This window comes from Sanguibacter suarezii NBRC 16159 (assembly GCF_001552735.1).
GTDB classification, from domain to species: Bacteria; Actinomycetota; Actinomycetes; order Actinomycetales; family Cellulomonadaceae; genus Sanguibacter; species Sanguibacter suarezii.
The window spans coordinates 513,579-529,871 of the sequence record NZ_BCRT01000021.1 but is presented as its reverse complement, the minus strand read 5'-3'; the positions used below and the strand labels follow the sequence as shown (position 1 = coordinate 529,871).

13 protein-coding genes are annotated in these 16,293 nt (G+C 71.4%); 9 read left to right on the top strand and 4 right to left on the bottom strand.

Going from position 1 to position 16,293, the window contains the following annotated elements:
- Positions 1-141 precede the first annotated feature (141 nt).
- Genes SS2_RS15780 through galK form a run of 3 tightly spaced genes read left to right on the top strand, consistent with a single transcriptional unit; the run spans position 142 to position 5,043 of the window.
- Entirely contained in the window at positions 142-2,376 is a 2,235-nt protein-coding gene (locus SS2_RS15780; protein WP_066465737.1) for an alpha-galactosidase, read from the top strand.
- Between the two features lie 58 nt (positions 2,377-2,434).
- Entirely contained in the window at positions 2,435-3,808 is a 1,374-nt protein-coding gene (gene galT, locus SS2_RS15775; protein ID WP_083942315.1) for a galactose-1-phosphate uridylyltransferase, read from the top strand.
- Positions 3,805-5,043 (top strand): galactokinase, encoded by a 1,239-nt coding sequence (gene galK, locus SS2_RS15770; RefSeq protein WP_066465735.1) that lies wholly within the window; start codon positions 3,805-3,807, stop codon positions 5,041-5,043. Before galT ends, galK begins: the two co-directional genes overlap by 4 nt.
- A 283-nt stretch (positions 5,044-5,326) precedes the next feature.
- Here galK and SS2_RS15765 read toward each other — a convergent pair whose 3' ends face one another.
- Positions 5,327-6,163 carry a GNAT family N-acetyltransferase gene (locus SS2_RS15765; protein WP_066465733.1) on the bottom strand — a complete coding sequence of 279 codons (837 nt, stop codon included), beginning with the start codon at positions 6,161-6,163 and terminating at the stop codon, positions 5,327-5,329.
- A gap of 118 nt (positions 6,164-6,281) precedes the next feature.
- On the opposite strand from SS2_RS15765, the gene SS2_RS15760 reads away from it, so the two are divergent.
- Together SS2_RS15760 and SS2_RS15755 are read left to right on the top strand one after the other, a co-directional pair.
- A complete protein-coding gene (locus tag SS2_RS15760; RefSeq protein ID WP_217995614.1) occupies positions 6,282-8,132 on the top strand; it encodes a ribonucleoside triphosphate reductase in 1,851 nt (616 codons plus the stop codon).
- The gene (locus SS2_RS15755; RefSeq protein WP_066465729.1) at positions 8,129-8,848 is read left to right on the top strand and encodes an anaerobic ribonucleoside-triphosphate reductase activating protein; all 720 of its coding nucleotides are present in this window, start codon (positions 8,129-8,131) and stop codon (positions 8,846-8,848) included. Before SS2_RS15760 ends, SS2_RS15755 begins: the two co-directional genes overlap by 4 nt.
- A 29-nt stretch (positions 8,849-8,877) precedes the next feature.
- Here the strand turns inward: SS2_RS15755 and SS2_RS15750 are convergent, their stop codons facing one another.
- Positions 8,878-10,164: a hypothetical protein gene (locus tag SS2_RS15750; protein WP_066465727.1), complete on the bottom strand. Its 1,287-nt coding sequence runs from the start codon at positions 10,162-10,164 to the stop codon at positions 8,878-8,880.
- Complete coding sequence (locus tag SS2_RS15745) at positions 10,161-10,775, bottom strand: RNA polymerase sigma factor (protein WP_083942314.1); 615 nt, start codon at positions 10,773-10,775, stop codon at positions 10,161-10,163. The genes SS2_RS15750 and SS2_RS15745 overlap by 4 nt, the downstream gene beginning before the upstream one ends.
- Positions 10,776-10,988: 213 nt before the next feature.
- Here SS2_RS15745 and SS2_RS15740 point away from each other — a divergent pair, with 213 nt between their 5' ends.
- Positions 10,989-13,442 carry a sodium-translocating pyrophosphatase gene (locus tag SS2_RS15740; protein ID WP_083942313.1) on the top strand — a complete coding sequence of 818 codons (2,454 nt, stop codon included), beginning with the start codon at positions 10,989-10,991 and terminating at the stop codon, positions 13,440-13,442.
- A gap of 104 nt (positions 13,443-13,546) precedes the next feature.
- Here the strand turns inward: SS2_RS15740 and SS2_RS15735 are convergent, their stop codons facing one another.
- Entirely contained in the window at positions 13,547-14,263 is a 717-nt protein-coding gene (locus SS2_RS15735) for a DUF981 family protein (protein ID WP_245643644.1), read from the bottom strand.
- Between the two features lie 145 nt (positions 14,264-14,408).
- On the opposite strand from SS2_RS15735, the gene SS2_RS15730 reads away from it, so the two are divergent.
- Genes SS2_RS15730 through SS2_RS15720 form a run of 3 tightly spaced genes read left to right on the top strand, consistent with a single transcriptional unit; the run spans position 14,409 to position 16,244 of the window.
- The gene (locus tag SS2_RS15730; RefSeq protein ID WP_066465726.1) at positions 14,409-15,026 is read left to right on the top strand and encodes a TetR/AcrR family transcriptional regulator; all 618 of its coding nucleotides are present in this window, start codon (positions 14,409-14,411) and stop codon (positions 15,024-15,026) included.
- A gap of 45 nt (positions 15,027-15,071) precedes the next feature.
- Positions 15,072-15,527 carry a hypothetical protein gene (locus SS2_RS15725; RefSeq protein ID WP_066465725.1) on the top strand — a complete coding sequence of 152 codons (456 nt, stop codon included), beginning with the start codon at positions 15,072-15,074 and terminating at the stop codon, positions 15,525-15,527.
- Positions 15,528-16,244: an endonuclease/exonuclease/phosphatase family protein gene (locus SS2_RS15720; protein WP_066465724.1), complete on the top strand. Its 717-nt coding sequence runs from the start codon at positions 15,528-15,530 to the stop codon at positions 16,242-16,244.
- Positions 16,245-16,293 lie beyond the last annotated feature (49 nt).

Below are 16,293 nucleotides of genomic sequence, written 5' to 3'. Positions count from 1 at the left end.
CTTTTTACAGGGTCTTTGACGGGCGGTTGCTATCCGCCAGTCGCGCGCGTGGACGATTGACAACCCACTAAGTTCCAGCGTAGAACTAAAGGCGTAGATGGTGCCGGGACAGTGGACCGGAACCCCCACGACGAAGGAGTCATGCCCGTGACCAGCCCAGCACCTGACCTCATCCACCTGCGCGCGGCGGGGGTGAGCCTCGTCCTGGACACTGCCGGGCCGCTGCTGCCCCGGGTGCTGCACTGGGGAGCGGACCTCGGCGACGTCCCAGCGGCCGACCTCGAGGCGCTGGCGCTGGCGAGCATCCCGCAGATCGCAGGAGCGAGCGTGGACCAGCCGGTCCCGCTGACGGTGGTCCCCGAGCAGTCGGTGGGCTGGCTGGGTACCCCGGGCGTGACCGGGCACCGTCGCGGCGCCAGCTTCTCCACCGCCTTCCGCACCGCCGGGCCGGACGCCGTCACCGTCGGCGCCGGCGAGCACCCCGGCTCCCAGCGAGTCAGCGTGCACGCCACGGACGACGACGCCGCGCTCGACCTGGTCCTGGACATCGAGCTCACCGCGAGCGGCCTGGTCCGCACCCGCGTCGCGGTGACCAGCACCGCCTCCGCCGAGGTCCCGGAGTTCATGCTGTCCTCCCTCGACCTGTCGCTGCCGGTCCCCACCGAGGCGGACGAGATCCTCGACTTCACCGGTCGGTGGATCCGCGAGCGTGCCGCCCAGCGCAAGCCCTTCACCTTCGGCACCCACGTGCGGGAGGTCCGCAAGGGACGCGGGCACGACGCGACGCTCATCGTCGCCGCGGGCCGGTCCGGCTTCGGCTACCGCTCCGGAGAGGTCTGGGGCGTCCACGTGGCGTGGTCGGGCAACTCCCGGATCGTGGCCGAGAAGATCCAGGGCGGGGCCCGCCACCTGGCCGCCGGGGAGCTGCTGCTGGCCGGGGAGATCATCCTGGGCGCCGGGCAGACGTACACCTCGCCGTGGGTGTTCGGCTCCTACGGCGACGGCCTGGACGAGATGTCCTCTCGCTTCCACTCCTACCTGCGCGCACGCCCCCACCACCCGAGCGTGGCCAACGGCCGCCCCGAGCGCCCGGTCCTGATCAACGTGTGGGAGGCGGTGTACTTCGACCACCGCCTCGACAAGCTCAAAGCCCTCGCCGACGAGGCCGCCGCGATCGGCGTCGAGCGCTACGTCCTCGACGACGGCTGGTTCCGCCACCGCCGCGACGACCACGCCGGCCTCGGGGACTGGTACGTCGACGAGGACGTGTGGCCGGACGGGCTCTCCCCGCTCATCGACCACGTGCGCGGCCTGGGTATGCAGTTCGGCCTGTGGTTCGAGCCGGAGATGATCAACCCCGACTCCGACCTGGCCCGCGCCCACCCCGAGTGGATCCTGGCGACCGGGAACCGGATGCCCCCCGAGGCGCGCTTCCAGCAGGTCCTCGACCTGGGCCACCCCGGCGCCTACGACTACGTGCTCGCCCGGATCGACGCGATCCTCACCGAGTACCCGATCGACTACATCAAGTGGGACCACAACCGCGACCTCATCGACGCCGGGCACTCTCCGACCGGCCAGGCCGGGGTTCACAACCAGGCTGTTGCGCTCTACCGGCTCATCGACGAGATCCGCGCCCGCCACCCCCGCGTGGAGATCGAGAGCTGCTCGGGCGGCGGCGGCCGCGCCGACCTGGGGATCCTCGACCGCACCGACCGCCTGTGGGCCTCGGACTGCATCGACGCCCTCGAGCGGCAGAGCATCGAGGCCGGCACCGGGCTGCTCGTGCCGCCGGAGATGATGGGCTCCCACATCGGCTCCCCGCACTCCCACACCACCGGGCGCCGCCACGACCTGAGCTTCCGGGCCGGCACGGCCTTCTTCAGCCACCTGGGCATCGAGTGGGACCTCACCAGCGCCTCGGACGCGGACAAGGCCGAGCTGGCCCGCTGGATCGAGCTGCACAAGACCCACCGCACCCTGCTGCACACCGGGACGGTCGTGCGGGCGGACCACCCCGAGCCCACCAACTGGGTGCACGGGGTCGTCTCCACCGACCAGACCGAGGCGATCTTCGCCGTCGTGCAGCTGTCTTCCGGCCCCAACCAGGCACCGGGCCGGGTGCGTCTGCCCGGCCTCGACCCGGCGCGCACCTACCGCGTCCAGGCGATCGACCCGGCGGGCGCCATGGGGGAGCGCACCGGCGTGGACCGCCTGCAGTGGTGGGACGACGGCGTGCGGCTCTCCGGCCGCGTGCTGGACCGCGTGGGAGTCCAGGCGCCCATGCAGCACCCCGAGCACCTGGTGCTGCTGCACCTGGTGGCCGACGACGCCACCGGCGCCAGCGCCGCCAGCAGCGCCGTCGCTCCCGCGTGACGTCGTGACCGCGACCGACGCAGCACCTGACCCGCAGACCATGAATGAGAGAGGCACCATGAGCACCGAGAGCCCGAGCGTCGAGACGCCGACCACCGAGGCGAGCGCCACGCCGACCGCCACCCCCGCCGTCCGGCGTACCCGCACGACGCTGGCTGACGGCCGTGACTTCTTCTACTTCGACGACTCCGAGCCCTACGTCTCCGGGGCGGCCACCCGCCGCCTGGACGACCCGCGCCCGCTGCCCGGCCGCTTCGACCCGATCGCCACGACCGGCCCCGACGGCGAGCCCGTCACCCAGCCGGTGACCGGCCCGACCATGCGCCTCGACGTGCTGACCGGCGAGTGGATCCCGCACGCCGCGCACCGCATGAACCGCACGTTCCTGCCCGCCGCGGACTCCAACCCGCTCGCCCCGGCCAAGCCCGGTGCCGCCTACTCCGACGGCGAGATCCCCGCCGAGGACTACGACGTCGTCGTCTTCGAGAACCGCTTCCCTTCCCTGATGCGCGTCCCCGGGACCGTCGACGAGGTGAGCGACCTCGACGGTGAGGAGCTGTGGAAGGTGCGCCCCGCCGTCGGGCGCTGCGAGGTCATCTGCTTCTCCCCGGACTCCGAGAAGTCCCTGGCCCAGGTCAGCCCGCGCCGGATGCGCACCATCATCGAGGCCTGGGCCGACCGCACGAGCGAGCTGGGTCAGGTCGACGGCGTCGAGCAGGTGTTCTGCTTCGAGAACCGCGGCAAGGAGATCGGGGTGACGCTCAGCCACCCGCACGGGCAGATCTACGCCTACCCCTACCTCATGCCCAAGACCGAGGTCATGCTCCGCCAGGCGCGCGCACACCGCGCCGCGACCGGACGCAACCTGCTCCGCGACGTGCTCGACGCCGAGCTGCGCGCCGGCCGGCGGGTCATCGCCGAGTCCGAGCACTGGGTCGCCTACGTGCCCGCGGCCGCCCGCTGGCCCATCGAGGTGCACCTCGCCCCGCGCCGCGACGTCGCCGACCTGCCGGCGCTGACCGACGCCGAGCGCACCGACCTCGCTGCGATCTACCTCGAGCTGCTGGGCCGGATGGACCGGTTCTTCCCGGCCGCCGAGGACGGCACTCCCACCCAGGCGCCGTACATCGCCGCCTGGCACCAGGCCCCGGTCCGCGAGGGGCGTGAGGACCTGCGCCTGCACCTGCAGCTCTTCTCGATCCTGCGCGCCCCGGGCAAGCTCAAGTTCCTCGCCGGCTCGGAGTCGGGCGGCGGGGCATGGATCTCCGACACGACGCCGGAGCGCATCGCCGACCGTCTCGCCGAGGTCGCCTCGCCGGGGTGGGTCGACGTTCGGGCGGTCGACGCGACCGACGCAGCCGACGCGACCGCGCCGACCGACCTGACCGACCTGACCGACCTGACCGACACCGCAGCGGGAGCCGACGCATGAACACCTTCGACGTGGAATGGCTCGACGCCTGGTCCCCCGAGGAAGGGTCCGCGCGGGCCGCGGCGCTCTTCGAGGTGACCTTCGGCCAGGCGCCGGCCGGCGTCTGGTCCGCCCCCGGGCGCGGCAACCTCATCGGTGAGCACACCGACTACAACGGCGGCCTCGTGCTGCCCTTCGCGCTGCCGCACCGCACCTACGCCGCCATGACCGCGCGCACCGACGGCCGCGTCCGCCTGGTCTCCGCCCAGGAGGACGGCGAGATCCGCGAGATCGCCCTGGCCGACGTCGCACCCGGCGCGGTCGACGGCTGGATCGCCTACGTCGTCGGCGTGGCCTGGGCGTTGGCGCAGGAGGGGTTGACCCTCGGCGGCTTCGACGTGGCCATCACCTCCTGCGTGCCCTACGGCGCGGGCCTGTCCTCCTCGGCCGCGCTCGAGGGCTCGGTCGCGATGGGCCTGGACGCGCTCTACGGCCTCGGCCTCGCGGGCGACGACGCGGGACGTCAGCGCCTCGTCGCGGCATGCATCCGGGCCGAGAACGACATCGCCGGAGCGCCGACCGGGGGCATGGACCAGGCCGCCGCGCTGCGCACCCAGGCCGGGAACGCGCTGCTGCTGGACTGCCGCAGCCTCGAGGTCCGTCAGATCCCCTTCGACCTGTCAGCAGACGGTCTCGCGCTGCTGGTCATCGACACCCGCGCCGAGCACCAGCTGGTCGACGGTCAGTACGCCGCACGGCGCACCACCTGCGAGGCGGCTGCGACCGCGCTCGGCGTGGGCACGCTGCGCGAGGTCACCGACGTCGACGCCGCGCTCGCCACGCTGGGTGAGCCGGAGACCGTCGCGGCCCTGGTCGCAGCGGGCCAGGACGTGCAGGTCGCCTCCCGCCGGGTGCGCCACGTGGTCACCGAGATCGCCCGCGTCCAGGAGGTCGAGCGCCTGCTCGACGCCGGCCGCACGGCCGAGGTGGGTCCGCTGCTGACCGCCGCGCACACCTCGCTGCGCGACGACTACGAGGTGAGCTGCCACGAGCTCGACGTCGCCGTGGACTCGGCGATCGCTGCTGGGGCGCTCGGCGGACGGATGATCGGCGGCGGCTTCGGTGGCTCGGCGATCGCCCTGGTCCGCGCGGAGGACGTGGAGCAGGTCGCCGGGGAGGTGGCAGCGGCGTTCAGCTCTGAAGGCCTCACCCCGCCGGCCTTCCTCGTCGCCGTCGCCTCCGCCCCCGCCAGCTGACGCGCGACCCGGCCAGCTGACCCCCGACCCGGCCAGCTGCCCCGCCCGCGTCCCCCGGATGGACCACCCCGCCCGGATGGCCCAACCGCTCCCCGTCGAGTGCGTGACTTTCGTTGTCATGCGTGAGTTTGAAAGCACGCACACCAACGAAACTCACGCACTCGACGGCGGAGCGGGGCTGGGAGAGCGGGGCTGGGAGCGAGGGGTGCGGGCGAGGGCCGGGGAGCGCGGGTGGGGCGGGGGTTTCTGGGACCTGTGTGCCGGTGTGGTGCAGCGACGCGGGTCAGTCGGGTGCCATGAGGTAGGTCCAGGTCTCGACCGTGCGGAAGCCCGCGGACGCATAGAGATGCTGGGCGGCGTCGCTGGCCTGCAGGACGGCGGCGCGCGCCCCCGACCTGACTCCGGCCGCGAGCATCTCGACGAGGACCGCGCGGGCATGCCCGCGGCGTCGGTGAGCTGGGACGGTCGCCATGTTGAGCACACCCAGGACGTCGCCCGCCCGGGTCGTCATGCCCGTGGCGACCGGGTCGCCGCCGGACCGGGCGAGGTAGGCGGCCACCGAAGGGTCGTCCAGGAGGTCTGGCGACGCCAGGACAGCAAGGGCGTCAGCCGGAGCCTCAGACCCAGCTGCGAGGGTCGAGAGGTAGCGGTCGGCGGACTCCCCGCGCACCTGCTCGACGACGACGGACCCGCCACCGCGCATCGGATCCCCCGTCCTCGGGACCGCGCCTGCCAGCGGTTCCGGCGCTCGCATCCCTGGCGCACTGCCCAGCACGGGTCCCGGAGCCCGCACCCCCAGGACGACCCCCATCAGCGGTTCCGTGTGACGCTCGGTGAGCCCGTACCCAGCGGCCAGCGCCAGCATCGCCGGCGACGGCTCGCCCCGCAGCTGGATGCTCCAGGGCAGCGGCGACGCCCGGAACCGCTCCGCCCACCGGCGGATCTCGCCGGCGTCCGGCGCCAGGTCCGTCGTGACGACCCCGGTGAACATCGCGAATGGCGTCGTCATGGTCATCGCGCCGACGCCGTGGGGACCGATCTCGAGGAAGGCCCCCGGTGTCGACCGGACCAGCACCCGCAGGGACTCGAGCAGAGCGGGGCCGAACAGGGTCTGGTCCATGCCCGCACCCTATGGCTCGCAAGGACAAAAGTCCCCGGAAAAACCGCCTGCAGCCAGCAAGGATCGATATCTAGTTCATCCGCGAGTTGGCCAACTAGACGCAGGGACAGCGCCCCCCATGGTGACCATTGATGTCAGCAGCACGATGCAGGAATACCTGGACCGCACGGACTGGCGTGTCAACGCCAACGCGAACCAGGGCTACTCCCTGGGCGGACTGATCCTCAACACCGCGGGCAAGGTCACCGCCAACTACTGGCTCTCCGAGGTCTACCCCGAGGCCGTCGGCGCCGCGCACCGCAGCGGCGACCTGCACATCCACGACCTCGACGTCTTCGGCGGCTACTGCGCTGGCTGGTCGCTGCGGATGCTGCTCACCCAGGGCTTCAACGGCGTCCCGGGCCGCGTCGAGTCCAACCCGCCCAAGCACCTGTCCTCGGCGATGGGCCAGATCGTCAACTTCCTCGGCACGATGCAGAACGAGTGGGCCGGCGCGCAGGCCTTCAGCTCCTTCGACACGTACATGGCAGCCTTCGTCCGCAAGGACGACGTGCCCTACGACGACGTCAAGCAGGCCGTCCAGGAGCTCATCTACAACCTCAACGTGCCCTCGCGCTGGGGCACCCAGACGCCGTTCACCAACCTCACCTTCGACTGGACCTGCCCGGCCGATCTCAAGGACGAGGTCCCGATCATCGCCGACGAGGCCATGGACTTCACCTACGGTGACCTCCAGATCGAGATGGACATGATCAACCAGGCCTACATCGAGGTCATGACCGAGGGTGACGCCTCCGGCCGCGTGTTCACCTTCCCGATCCCCACGTACAACATCACCGAGGACTTCCCGTGGGAGTCTCCCAACGCTGCCCGGCTCTTCGAGATGACGGCCAAGTACGGCCTTCCCTACTTCCAGAACTTCCTCAGCTCTGAGCTCGAGCCGGGCATGGTCCGGTCCATGTGCTGCCGTCTCCAGCTCGACCTGCGCGAGCTGCTCAAGCGCGGCAACGGCCTCTTCGGCTCGGCCGAGCAGACCGGTTCGATCGGCGTCGTGACGATCAACTGCGCCCGTCTGGGCTACCTGCACAAGGGCGACGAGCCCGCGCTGCTGGCTGCGCTGGACGCCCTGCTCGACCTGGCGAAGGACTCCCTGGAGCTCAAGCGCGAGGTGGTCCAGCACTACATCGACGAAGGGCTGTTCCCCTACACCCGGCGCTACCTGGGCACCCTGGACAACCACTTCTCGACCATCGGCGTCAACGGCATCAACGAGATGATCCGCAACTTCACCGCCGACCCCTGCGACCGCGACTGCGACCACGCCGACGACGACGTCACGACCGAGGCCGGCCACGCCATGGCCGTTCGCTTGCTCGACCACGTCCGCGCCCGGATGGTCGAGTTCCAGGAGGCCACCGGCCACCTGTACAACCTCGAGGCCACCCCGGCCGAGGGCACCACCTACCGCTTCGCCAAGGAGGACCGCGCCCGCTTCCCCGGCATCTTGCAGGCGGGCACGGACGACAACCCGTACTACACGAACTCCTCCCAGCTCCCGGTCGGCTTCACCGCCGACCCCTACGAGGCGCTCGCCCGCCAGGAGGAACTGCAGAGCAAGTACACCGGCGGCACGGTGCTGCACCTGTACATGTCCGAGAAGGTCTCCACCGCCCAGGCCTGCAAGGAGCTGGTCAAGCGGTCGTTGAGCAGCTTCCGCCTGCCGTACATCACCGTCACCCCGACGTTCTCGATCTGCCCCGTCCACGGCTACCTCCAGGGCGAGCAGCCCACCTGCCCGCGCTGCGCCGTCGAGCGGCCCGACGCCGAGCCGACCGTGTGCGAGGTGTGGACCCGAGTCATGGGCTACCACCGCCCGGTGAGCTCCTTCAACATCGGCAAGAAGGGCGAGCACGCCGAACGACAGATGTTCCAGGAGGCACGGGCGCGCACGTCCCGCGTCCTGGCATGACGTCCGCCCCGCCCCGCCCGACGTCGCTGCCCGCGCCGCTGCAGAGCGCCGGCGACCTGGCGATCGCCGGCGTGGAGCCGTTCTCCGCCTGCGACTGGCCGGGCCACCTCGCGGCTGTGGTCTTCCTGCAGGGCTGCCCGTGGAAGTGCACCTACTGCCACAACGTCTCGATCATCGACCCGCGCGCGCCCGGGCAGGTGGCCTGGTCAGCGGTCCGGGAGCTGCTCTCAGCGCGGCGCGGCCTGCTCGACGCGGTCGTCTTCTCCGGCGGAGAACCCACCCGCCAGGGCGGCCTGGCCGACGCCATGCGCCAGGTGAGAGGGATGGGCTTCGCCGTCGGCCTGCACACCGGCGGCGCGTACCCGCGCCGCCTGGCCGAGGTGCTGCCGCTGGTGGACTGGGTCGGCCTGGACATCAAGGCTCCTGTGGGGAAGTACTCCGCGGTGACCGGCGTGGCCAACAGCGCCGACCCCGCCTTCGCCTCCTTGCGCCACGTGCTCGACGCCGGCGTCCCCGTCCAGGTGCGCACCACCCTCGACCCCACGATCCTCAACGCCGACGACGTGGCGGAGATCCGCCGCACCGTCACCGCCCTGGGCGTGACCGACGTCGTGGTGCAGGAGGTGCGCACCGACGGAGCGAGCGAGGCCTTCGTCACGAGCCTCGCCCGCTACCGCCGCACGCACCCCGCCGCCCCAGCCGCCCCGGCTGGCTGACCGAGCGGCCGGCCACCAGCCTCGGCGGGTCAGGGGCCGGCGGGGATGACCGGCTGCCCGCCCTCCTCGATCCAGATCTTGGCTACCTCGTTGAAGCCCTCGTACTTTTCGGCCACCACCGAGGTGGTGCCCCTGCGGCCGTCCGAGGCGACCGGGGTGCGCTCGCCGACGGTGAAGGACTGGGCGCCCCAGACGCTGTACTCACCGACCGGGAGCCATCCCGGTGACACCGCCTCGGGGCTGCACGCGGTGTAGTCCAGGCGAGCGGGGGTGGTCAGGCCGGCCGAGGGGTCGAGGTCGACGGTGCCTCCGTCGTCGGTGGTGATCTCCGACGCCGTCCCGACCACCACCCCGTCCTGCACGACCGCGAGCGTCACCGGCCCGGCGGCTCCGCGGAGGTGGTCCGCGGTGGTGTTGGTCGCAACGATCTCCAGAGGGACCGACGTCTGCTCACCCGTGGTCATCGGCGCTTCGCCGGTGAAGGAGAGGCGGACCGGGCGCTGCTGCTCGGTGACGACGAGCATCGCTCCGCACTGGGGGAAGGTCGCCGCTGGGTCGACGACCGATCCCTGGGCGTCGGTGCCGCCCGCCGTTGCGTCCTCACCCGGCACGACGACGCTCCACGGGCCCCCGACCACGTCGTACGTCCCGCTGTGCGCACCACCCGTCACGGTGACCTCGATCGAGCCGTAGGCCTGGTAGTCGCCGGCCGGAATCCCCGCGGCGGCGTCGCAGGCGGCGACAGGGTCGTTGACGAGGAACTCGTCCTGGTCCGGGTCGAGGGCAGCGTCGGTGGGTGCTGCGTCGGAACGGACCGGTGCCGCCACGACGCGTCCATCCTGGACGAGGTAGACCCCTGAACCCTCGGTCATGGTGACGGTGAGGCCGTCGGTCGTGGTGTTGGTGAGGAACATCGGGACGATGGAGGCGGCCTCCACGTTGATGACCGCGGGGACGTCGCTCTCGACCATGGCCATTTCGTTCCCCAGCACGAAGGGCGTGGTCGACGCGGTGAGGTCGCCGACCTCGGCGTCGCACAGCAACCCGGTCAGAGGGGCGGGCGCCTCGACGCCGGGGACGAGACGGTCGGGGAAGGTGGAGACCCGGTCGTGGCTGAAGTAGCTGATCGCCGCTGCCGCGCCGGTGCCGACGGCGGCCATCCCGGCGATGGTGGCGACCGAGATCACCGCGCGACGACGGCGGCGGTGGGCGGTGACGCGGTTGGTCGCGCGGCCCGCGAGGATCGTGGCAGGACCAGCGTGGTCTGCGCCGGTGTTCGCGAGGTCCTGCAGTGCTGTGCGCAGGTCGTTGGTCATGAGTTCCTCGGATTCGCGGTAGCGGCGGAGGGGTTCGCGGGACGCGGTGGCCCGAACTTCTCAGCGGGGCTGGGCGCGGGCTGATCGTCTGGGGGACGCGGTGGTGGGCTGTCGTCCGGAAGGGCCCCGAGCGGGCCGAGCCGTCCCGCCAGGACCGCGTGCGCATCGAAGAGGTGACGTTTGACGGTGCCTTCGGCGCACCCCAGGCTTTGGGCGATCTGGGCGACGGTGAGGTCCTCGAAGTACCGCAGCACCACGCAGGCGCGTTGGCGCGGGGTGAGCGCGTCGAGTGCGACGGCGACATCCACCTGGGTCGTGATGACCGTGTCGTGGCTGTCTGTCCGCTCAGCCGCGCCGACCAGGTGCTTGATGCCCGACCACCGTCGGCGTCGGCGGTAGACGTCGAGGTAGATCGTGAGGATCGCGCGGCGGACGTAGGCCTCTGTGGCTGAGACCTCAGGCGTCTTGCGCGGCGAGTACACCTTGACCAGGGCGTCCTGGACGAGGTCCTCGGCCTCCCGGGTGCTGCCGCACAGCAGGTACGCGTACCCGATGAGCGCCCGGTGCCGGGTACGCACCAGCTCGCTGAGGTCGTCGTTCCAGTCCGCCATGGGTCTCCTTCATCCGGTGCTGCCCGTCACCCATCATGACGAACGAGCAGGCCAGAACGTTGGGGTGGTCGCAGGCAGTCGTGTCCCAGAGACCGCGCCGCGTGATCACCCCCGGTATCCATGCGCCCACCGGCATTGCTGCGTAGACTTCCCGCAACATCGCCGCCGATGTGACCCTCGTCACGTGGCGACCGTGCTCGCCTAGGAGGCCGAATGCCCGAGCTCGGAACATCCAGCATCGCGATCGTCGCCGTCATCGCGGTGATCGGTGCCCTGTGCCTGGTCGTCGCGGTCGTGCTGCGCAGACAGGTCCTGGCCGCGCCGGAGGGCACCGCGAAGATGCAGGACATCGCCGCGGCGATCCAGGAGGGCGCGTCGGCGTACCTGAGGAGACAGTTCCGCACGCTCGCGCTGTTCGCGATCATCGTCTTCGGTCTGCTGTTCCTGCTCCCCGGCGACGGTGGGATCCGGATCGGGCGGTCCGTCGCCTTCCTGGTGGGGGCTGGTTTCTCCGCCTCGATCGGGTACCTGGGCATGTCGCTGGCGGTGCGTGCGAACGTGCGTGTCGCGGCGTCGGCCATGCGGCCTGGTGCGCGCGCGGAGGGGGCGCGGATCGCCTTCCGCACGGGCGGCGTCGTCGGTATGTGCGTGGTGGGGCTGGGGCTGCTGGGAGCGGCCGGGGTGGTGCTCATCTACCGCGCGGACGCACCGTCGGTGCTGGAGGGCTTCGGCTTCGGAGCCGCCCTGCTGGCCATGTTCATGCGGGTGGGCGGCGGCATCTTCACCAAGGCGGCCGACGTCGGCGCCGACCTGGTCGGCAAGGTCGAGCAGGGCATCCCCGAGGACGACCCGCGCAACGCCGCGACGATCGCGGACAACGTGGGCGACAACGTCGGGGACTGCGCCGGGATGGCCGCTGACCTCTTCGAGTCCTATGCGGTCATGCTCGTGGCGGCGCTCATCCTCGGCAAGGCGACCCTGGGGGAGGCCGGTCTGGTCTTCCCGCTCATCGTCACCGCGATGGGCGCCTTCGTCGCGCTGCTCGGTGTGGTCATCACCCGGGTCCGCGGCCAGGAGAACGGGTTGCGCGCGATCTACCGCGGTTTCTACGTCTCGGCGCTGCTCGGGGCGGTGCTGGCTGCGGTCGCGGCCTTCGCCTACCTGCCGGCCACCTTCGCCGAGTCTCCCGGGACCGCGGACCTGTCCGACGTCGCCCGCGACCCGCGCGTGGTGGCGAGCCTGGCCGTGCTCATCGGCATCGTCCTGGCGGGCATCATCTTGTGGGTCACGGGGTACTTCACCGGCACGACGTCCAAGCCGACGCTGCACGTCGCGGCGACCTCCCGGACCGGGGCGGCGACCGTGGTGCTGTCCGGGATCGGGGTGGGCTTCGAGTCCTCGGTCTACACCTCGGGCATCATCGCGGCGGCGATCTGCGGGGCGTTCCTGCTGGCCGGCGGATCCGTCTGGCTCTCTCTCTTCCTCATCGCGCTGGCCGGCTGCGGGCTGCTGACCACGGTCGGGGTGATCGTGGCGATGGACACCTTCGGCCCCGTCTCGGACAACGCCCAGGGCATCGCGGAGATGTCCGGCGACGTGGACGCCGAGGGTGCGCAGGTGCTCACCGACCTCGATGCCGTCGGCAACACGACCAAGGCCATCACCAAGGGCATCGCGATCGCGACGGCGGTGCTCGCGGCCACCGCGCTCTTCGGCTCCTACGCCGACGCCGTGGCCGGGGCGCTGCGGGACATCGGAACCACGGCCTCGACGACCGGGCTCATCCCCTCGATGCTCAGCACCGACATCATCTCCCCGATCACCCTCGTCGGGGTGATCCTGGGCGCTGCGACGGTCTTCCTCTTCTCCGGCCTGGCCATCGACGCGGTCACCCGGGCGGCCGGTGCGATCGTCTTCGAGGTGCGCCGACAGTTCCGTGAGCACCCGGGGATCATGACGTACCAGGAGCGGCCCGACTACGGCAAGGTCGTCGACATCTGCACCCGCGACTCCCTGCGCGAGCTCGCCACGCCGGGGTTGCTGGCGGCCTTCGCGCCGATCGCGGTGGGCTTCGGGCTGGGTGTCGGTCCCCTCGCGGGCTTCCTCGCCGGGGCGATCGGCGCCGGGGTGCTCATGGCCGTGTTCCTGGCGAACTCGGGCGGGTCGTGGGACAACGCGAAGAAGATCATCGAGGACGGGATGTACGGGGGCAAGGGCTCGCCCGCCCACGAGGCCGTGGTCATCGGTGACACGGTGGGGGACCCCTTCAAGGACACCGCCGGTCCGGCGATCAACCCGCTCATCAAGGTGATGAACCTCGTGGCGCTGCTCGTGGCGCCGGCCGTGGTGACCATGAGCGTGCCGGCCGACGCCAACCACGCGCTGCGCATCTCCATCGCGGTGGTCGCGGCCGGTGTCGCCTTCGGGGCGATCATCATGAGCCGCCTGCGGGTGGCGCGGATCGACGCCGAGTCCGCGCACGAGGGTCCGGGGGAGACGCACCTACGGCCTGGACCGTCGGGGACCGCCTCGACGGAGCCCGATCCGGACCCTTCCCCGGCCGCGTCCCCGGCCGGGTCGTCGATGTCGTCCCAGTCCCGCTCGCGCTCAGGGCAGGTGGGCTCAGGGCAGGTGGACGAGGACGGGTCAGCGCCGCGCGGGTCGTAGACCGGCGGCGGACAGAGCCGCGCCCCGCCCTGGACTCCGGGGGGAGAGGTCCAGGACGGGGCGCGGGGGGCGGTCGTCTGTGCGCCGACCGCCGAGGCATGCACTCAGCCCATCGTGTTGACGATGAGACCGATGTGCGTGAAGAAGTTCATCGCGCCGAAGAGCACGAAGGCGAGGCCGGACAGGCCCCAGGCCCAGCCGATGACGGTGCGGACCTTTGCCGCCGCGGGGGTGGCGCGCAGCCCGAAGGGGAAGAGCACCGCACCCAGGCCGACGAGGGCGATGAGGCCGGACATGAAGATCGCCTCGACCAGCGGGTAGTCCGCGAAGGCGCCGGAGATCGGTTCCTGCGGCGGTGCGGCGAAGAGCTGGTAGGTGACCCCGGCGATGGCGATGGCGAACAGGCCCAGACCCATGCCGAGCACGAACACCGACACCGGCCGCGCCACGGCGCTCATGTGCTCGACGGCGTCCTCGCGCTCGAGGGCTGCCCGTCCGCGGAACCAGAGGTAGACCGCCGCCGCGAGCAGCAGCACGCCGAAGGCCAACGACGTCTCACCGAAGATGATGTTGTCGAAGGGGAAGCCACCGGAGGCCAGCGGCCAGGTGAGGGTCATGTGCAGACCGGTCGCGGTGAGGATGAACCCGAGGACCGCGAAGGCCAGGGACCAGCCCTCGTACACGACCTTCTTGGGGTCCTTGAGGATCTCGCGCCCCAGCGCGACCAGCAGGATGAGCCCGGCTCCGACCGCGACCGACATGACGGTGTTGTAGGTGGGCATGGCTGCCCAGTCGATGACGAGCTTCTCAGCCTCGATCACGTCGCACTCCTTGCTTGAAGATTCATCTGTTCATAAGAACCATACACCCGTATGGGTTTCGTGAAAACCGTGACACAACGGAGCCGGGTTCGCCGAGGTCACAGGTCCCACGAGACGCCCGCGACGCGCCGCCTACGATGGCTTCATGGCAGCCCAGACCGATGCGCCCGTCCCGCCCGGCACCCGCCGGACGGTGCAGAAGCGCTCGAACGACCGCCAGGAGGCCATGACCGAGGCGGCAGCGCGGCTGCTCATCGAGGAGGGCATCGACGCCATCACCCACCGCCGGGTGGCGACGGTCGCCGGTGTGCCGCAGGGGTCGGCGAGCTACTACTACCCCTCCCGCGCCGCCCTGCTCGCCGCCGCCGTCACCGCTGCCGAGGACCTGCGGGCCGCCGCGGCGCAGACCTACGCCGACGCGCTCCCGGTGCGCAACCGCGGTGCCCGCACCACCGCCCGGCTGCTCATCGAGGTGCTCTTCGCCCCGCACGTGGACGACTCGGTGGTCTCGATCCGCCTCGACCCCATGTTCACCGCCATGCGCGACCCCGAGCTGGGCCGGATCATGCACGCGAGCCGGCCGCGCCTGCTCGCGGCGATGGCCACCGTGCTGGGAGCCTCCGGCTTCGCCCGCGTGGACGACGTCGACCTGCTCGCCCACTTCGTCAGTGCCGCGCTGATGTCGGCGGCCTCCTCGGGGAGCGAGCACGTCCTCGACGACGCCGCCGATCCCATCGCCCGGCTGCTCGACCGCTGGCGCTGAGCGTCCCGGTTGCACGGGCGCTCTGGTGCGCCCACGATGCGAGGTATGGACCACACCAGGGGCGCACCACGGACGGCCGTACTCATCGGCTCGGCGCTGCTGTGCTCGGTGGTCCTCACCGGCTGCCCTGGAGACTCGGGCGCGCAGTCCCCGATCACGGGCTGCGCCGCCGCCCGTGAGATGCGCGACCTGACATCGACGTCGACCTCGGACGTGGGGATCTCCGAGGTTCGCAGCACGTACCAGCTCGTGAGCCGGAGCCAGCCGCCGTCGGGGCTCAGTGCGCAGTGGAAGACCACCGACGCCTTCATGTGGGACGCCTACAGCACACTGCAAGACCTCGACGACTCCGCGGACCAAGACGTCTTCGAGGCCACCTGGGAACCGCTGGCGGCTGAGCTGGAAGACTCCGACAGCGACGTCGGCCGCGCGGTGCGGGAGATCGTCAGCTACGCCGACGAGAACTGCAGCGAGGCGTCGCTCCCGACGTACGGTGACTGAGTGCGCCTGCTCAGCTACAACATCAAGAGTCTCCTCGTCGACGCCGACGCGGTCCGCGACGTGATCATCGAGACCGCGCCCGACGTCGTCGCCATCCAGGAGCCCACGCGCTACCTCACCGGCGGCCGGCGGCGGATGCGCCGGCTCGCCGCGGCGACCGGCATGGTCTGCGTCATCCCCGGCGGCAGCCCCTTCGGGGCCTACACGACCGCGCTGCTGGTCTCCGCGCAGCGGGCGCCCGACGTCGTGGCCCGACGTGGACGGCCGCTGTCGTGGCGGTGGTGGCGACGGCGTGACCTGGTGGCCTGGCCCACCCGCCGCGGGTGCGCCGTCGTGGACCTCGGGGGCGTCGTGGTGATCTCGGTGCACCTGGGCCTGGACGCGCGGGAGCGGGCTGAACACTGCGAGGAGATCAACGCGCTGATCGAGCGCTACGGTCCCGAGCGGTGCGTCGTCGCCGGAGACCTCAACGAGACCCCGGACGGGCCGTCGTGGGCGGCGTTGAGCCGGCACCTGCGAGACATGGCGCCCGGGTCGACGGTGGGGACCTTCCCGGCGCCGGTCGGGCGTCGGCGCATCGACGGCGTGCTCGCCGGCGCGGCGATCACCGGCGGGCCGAGCGAGGTGCTGCACACGGCGGCGGCCCAGCGGGGCAGCGACCACCTGCCCCTGGTGTGTGACCTGGGCATCGACCTCGAGGCACCGGCGGCCGGGTGAAAAAGGGCTGACCGCATGGGCAGTTGTCCCCGTCCCTGCCCCTTGCAGG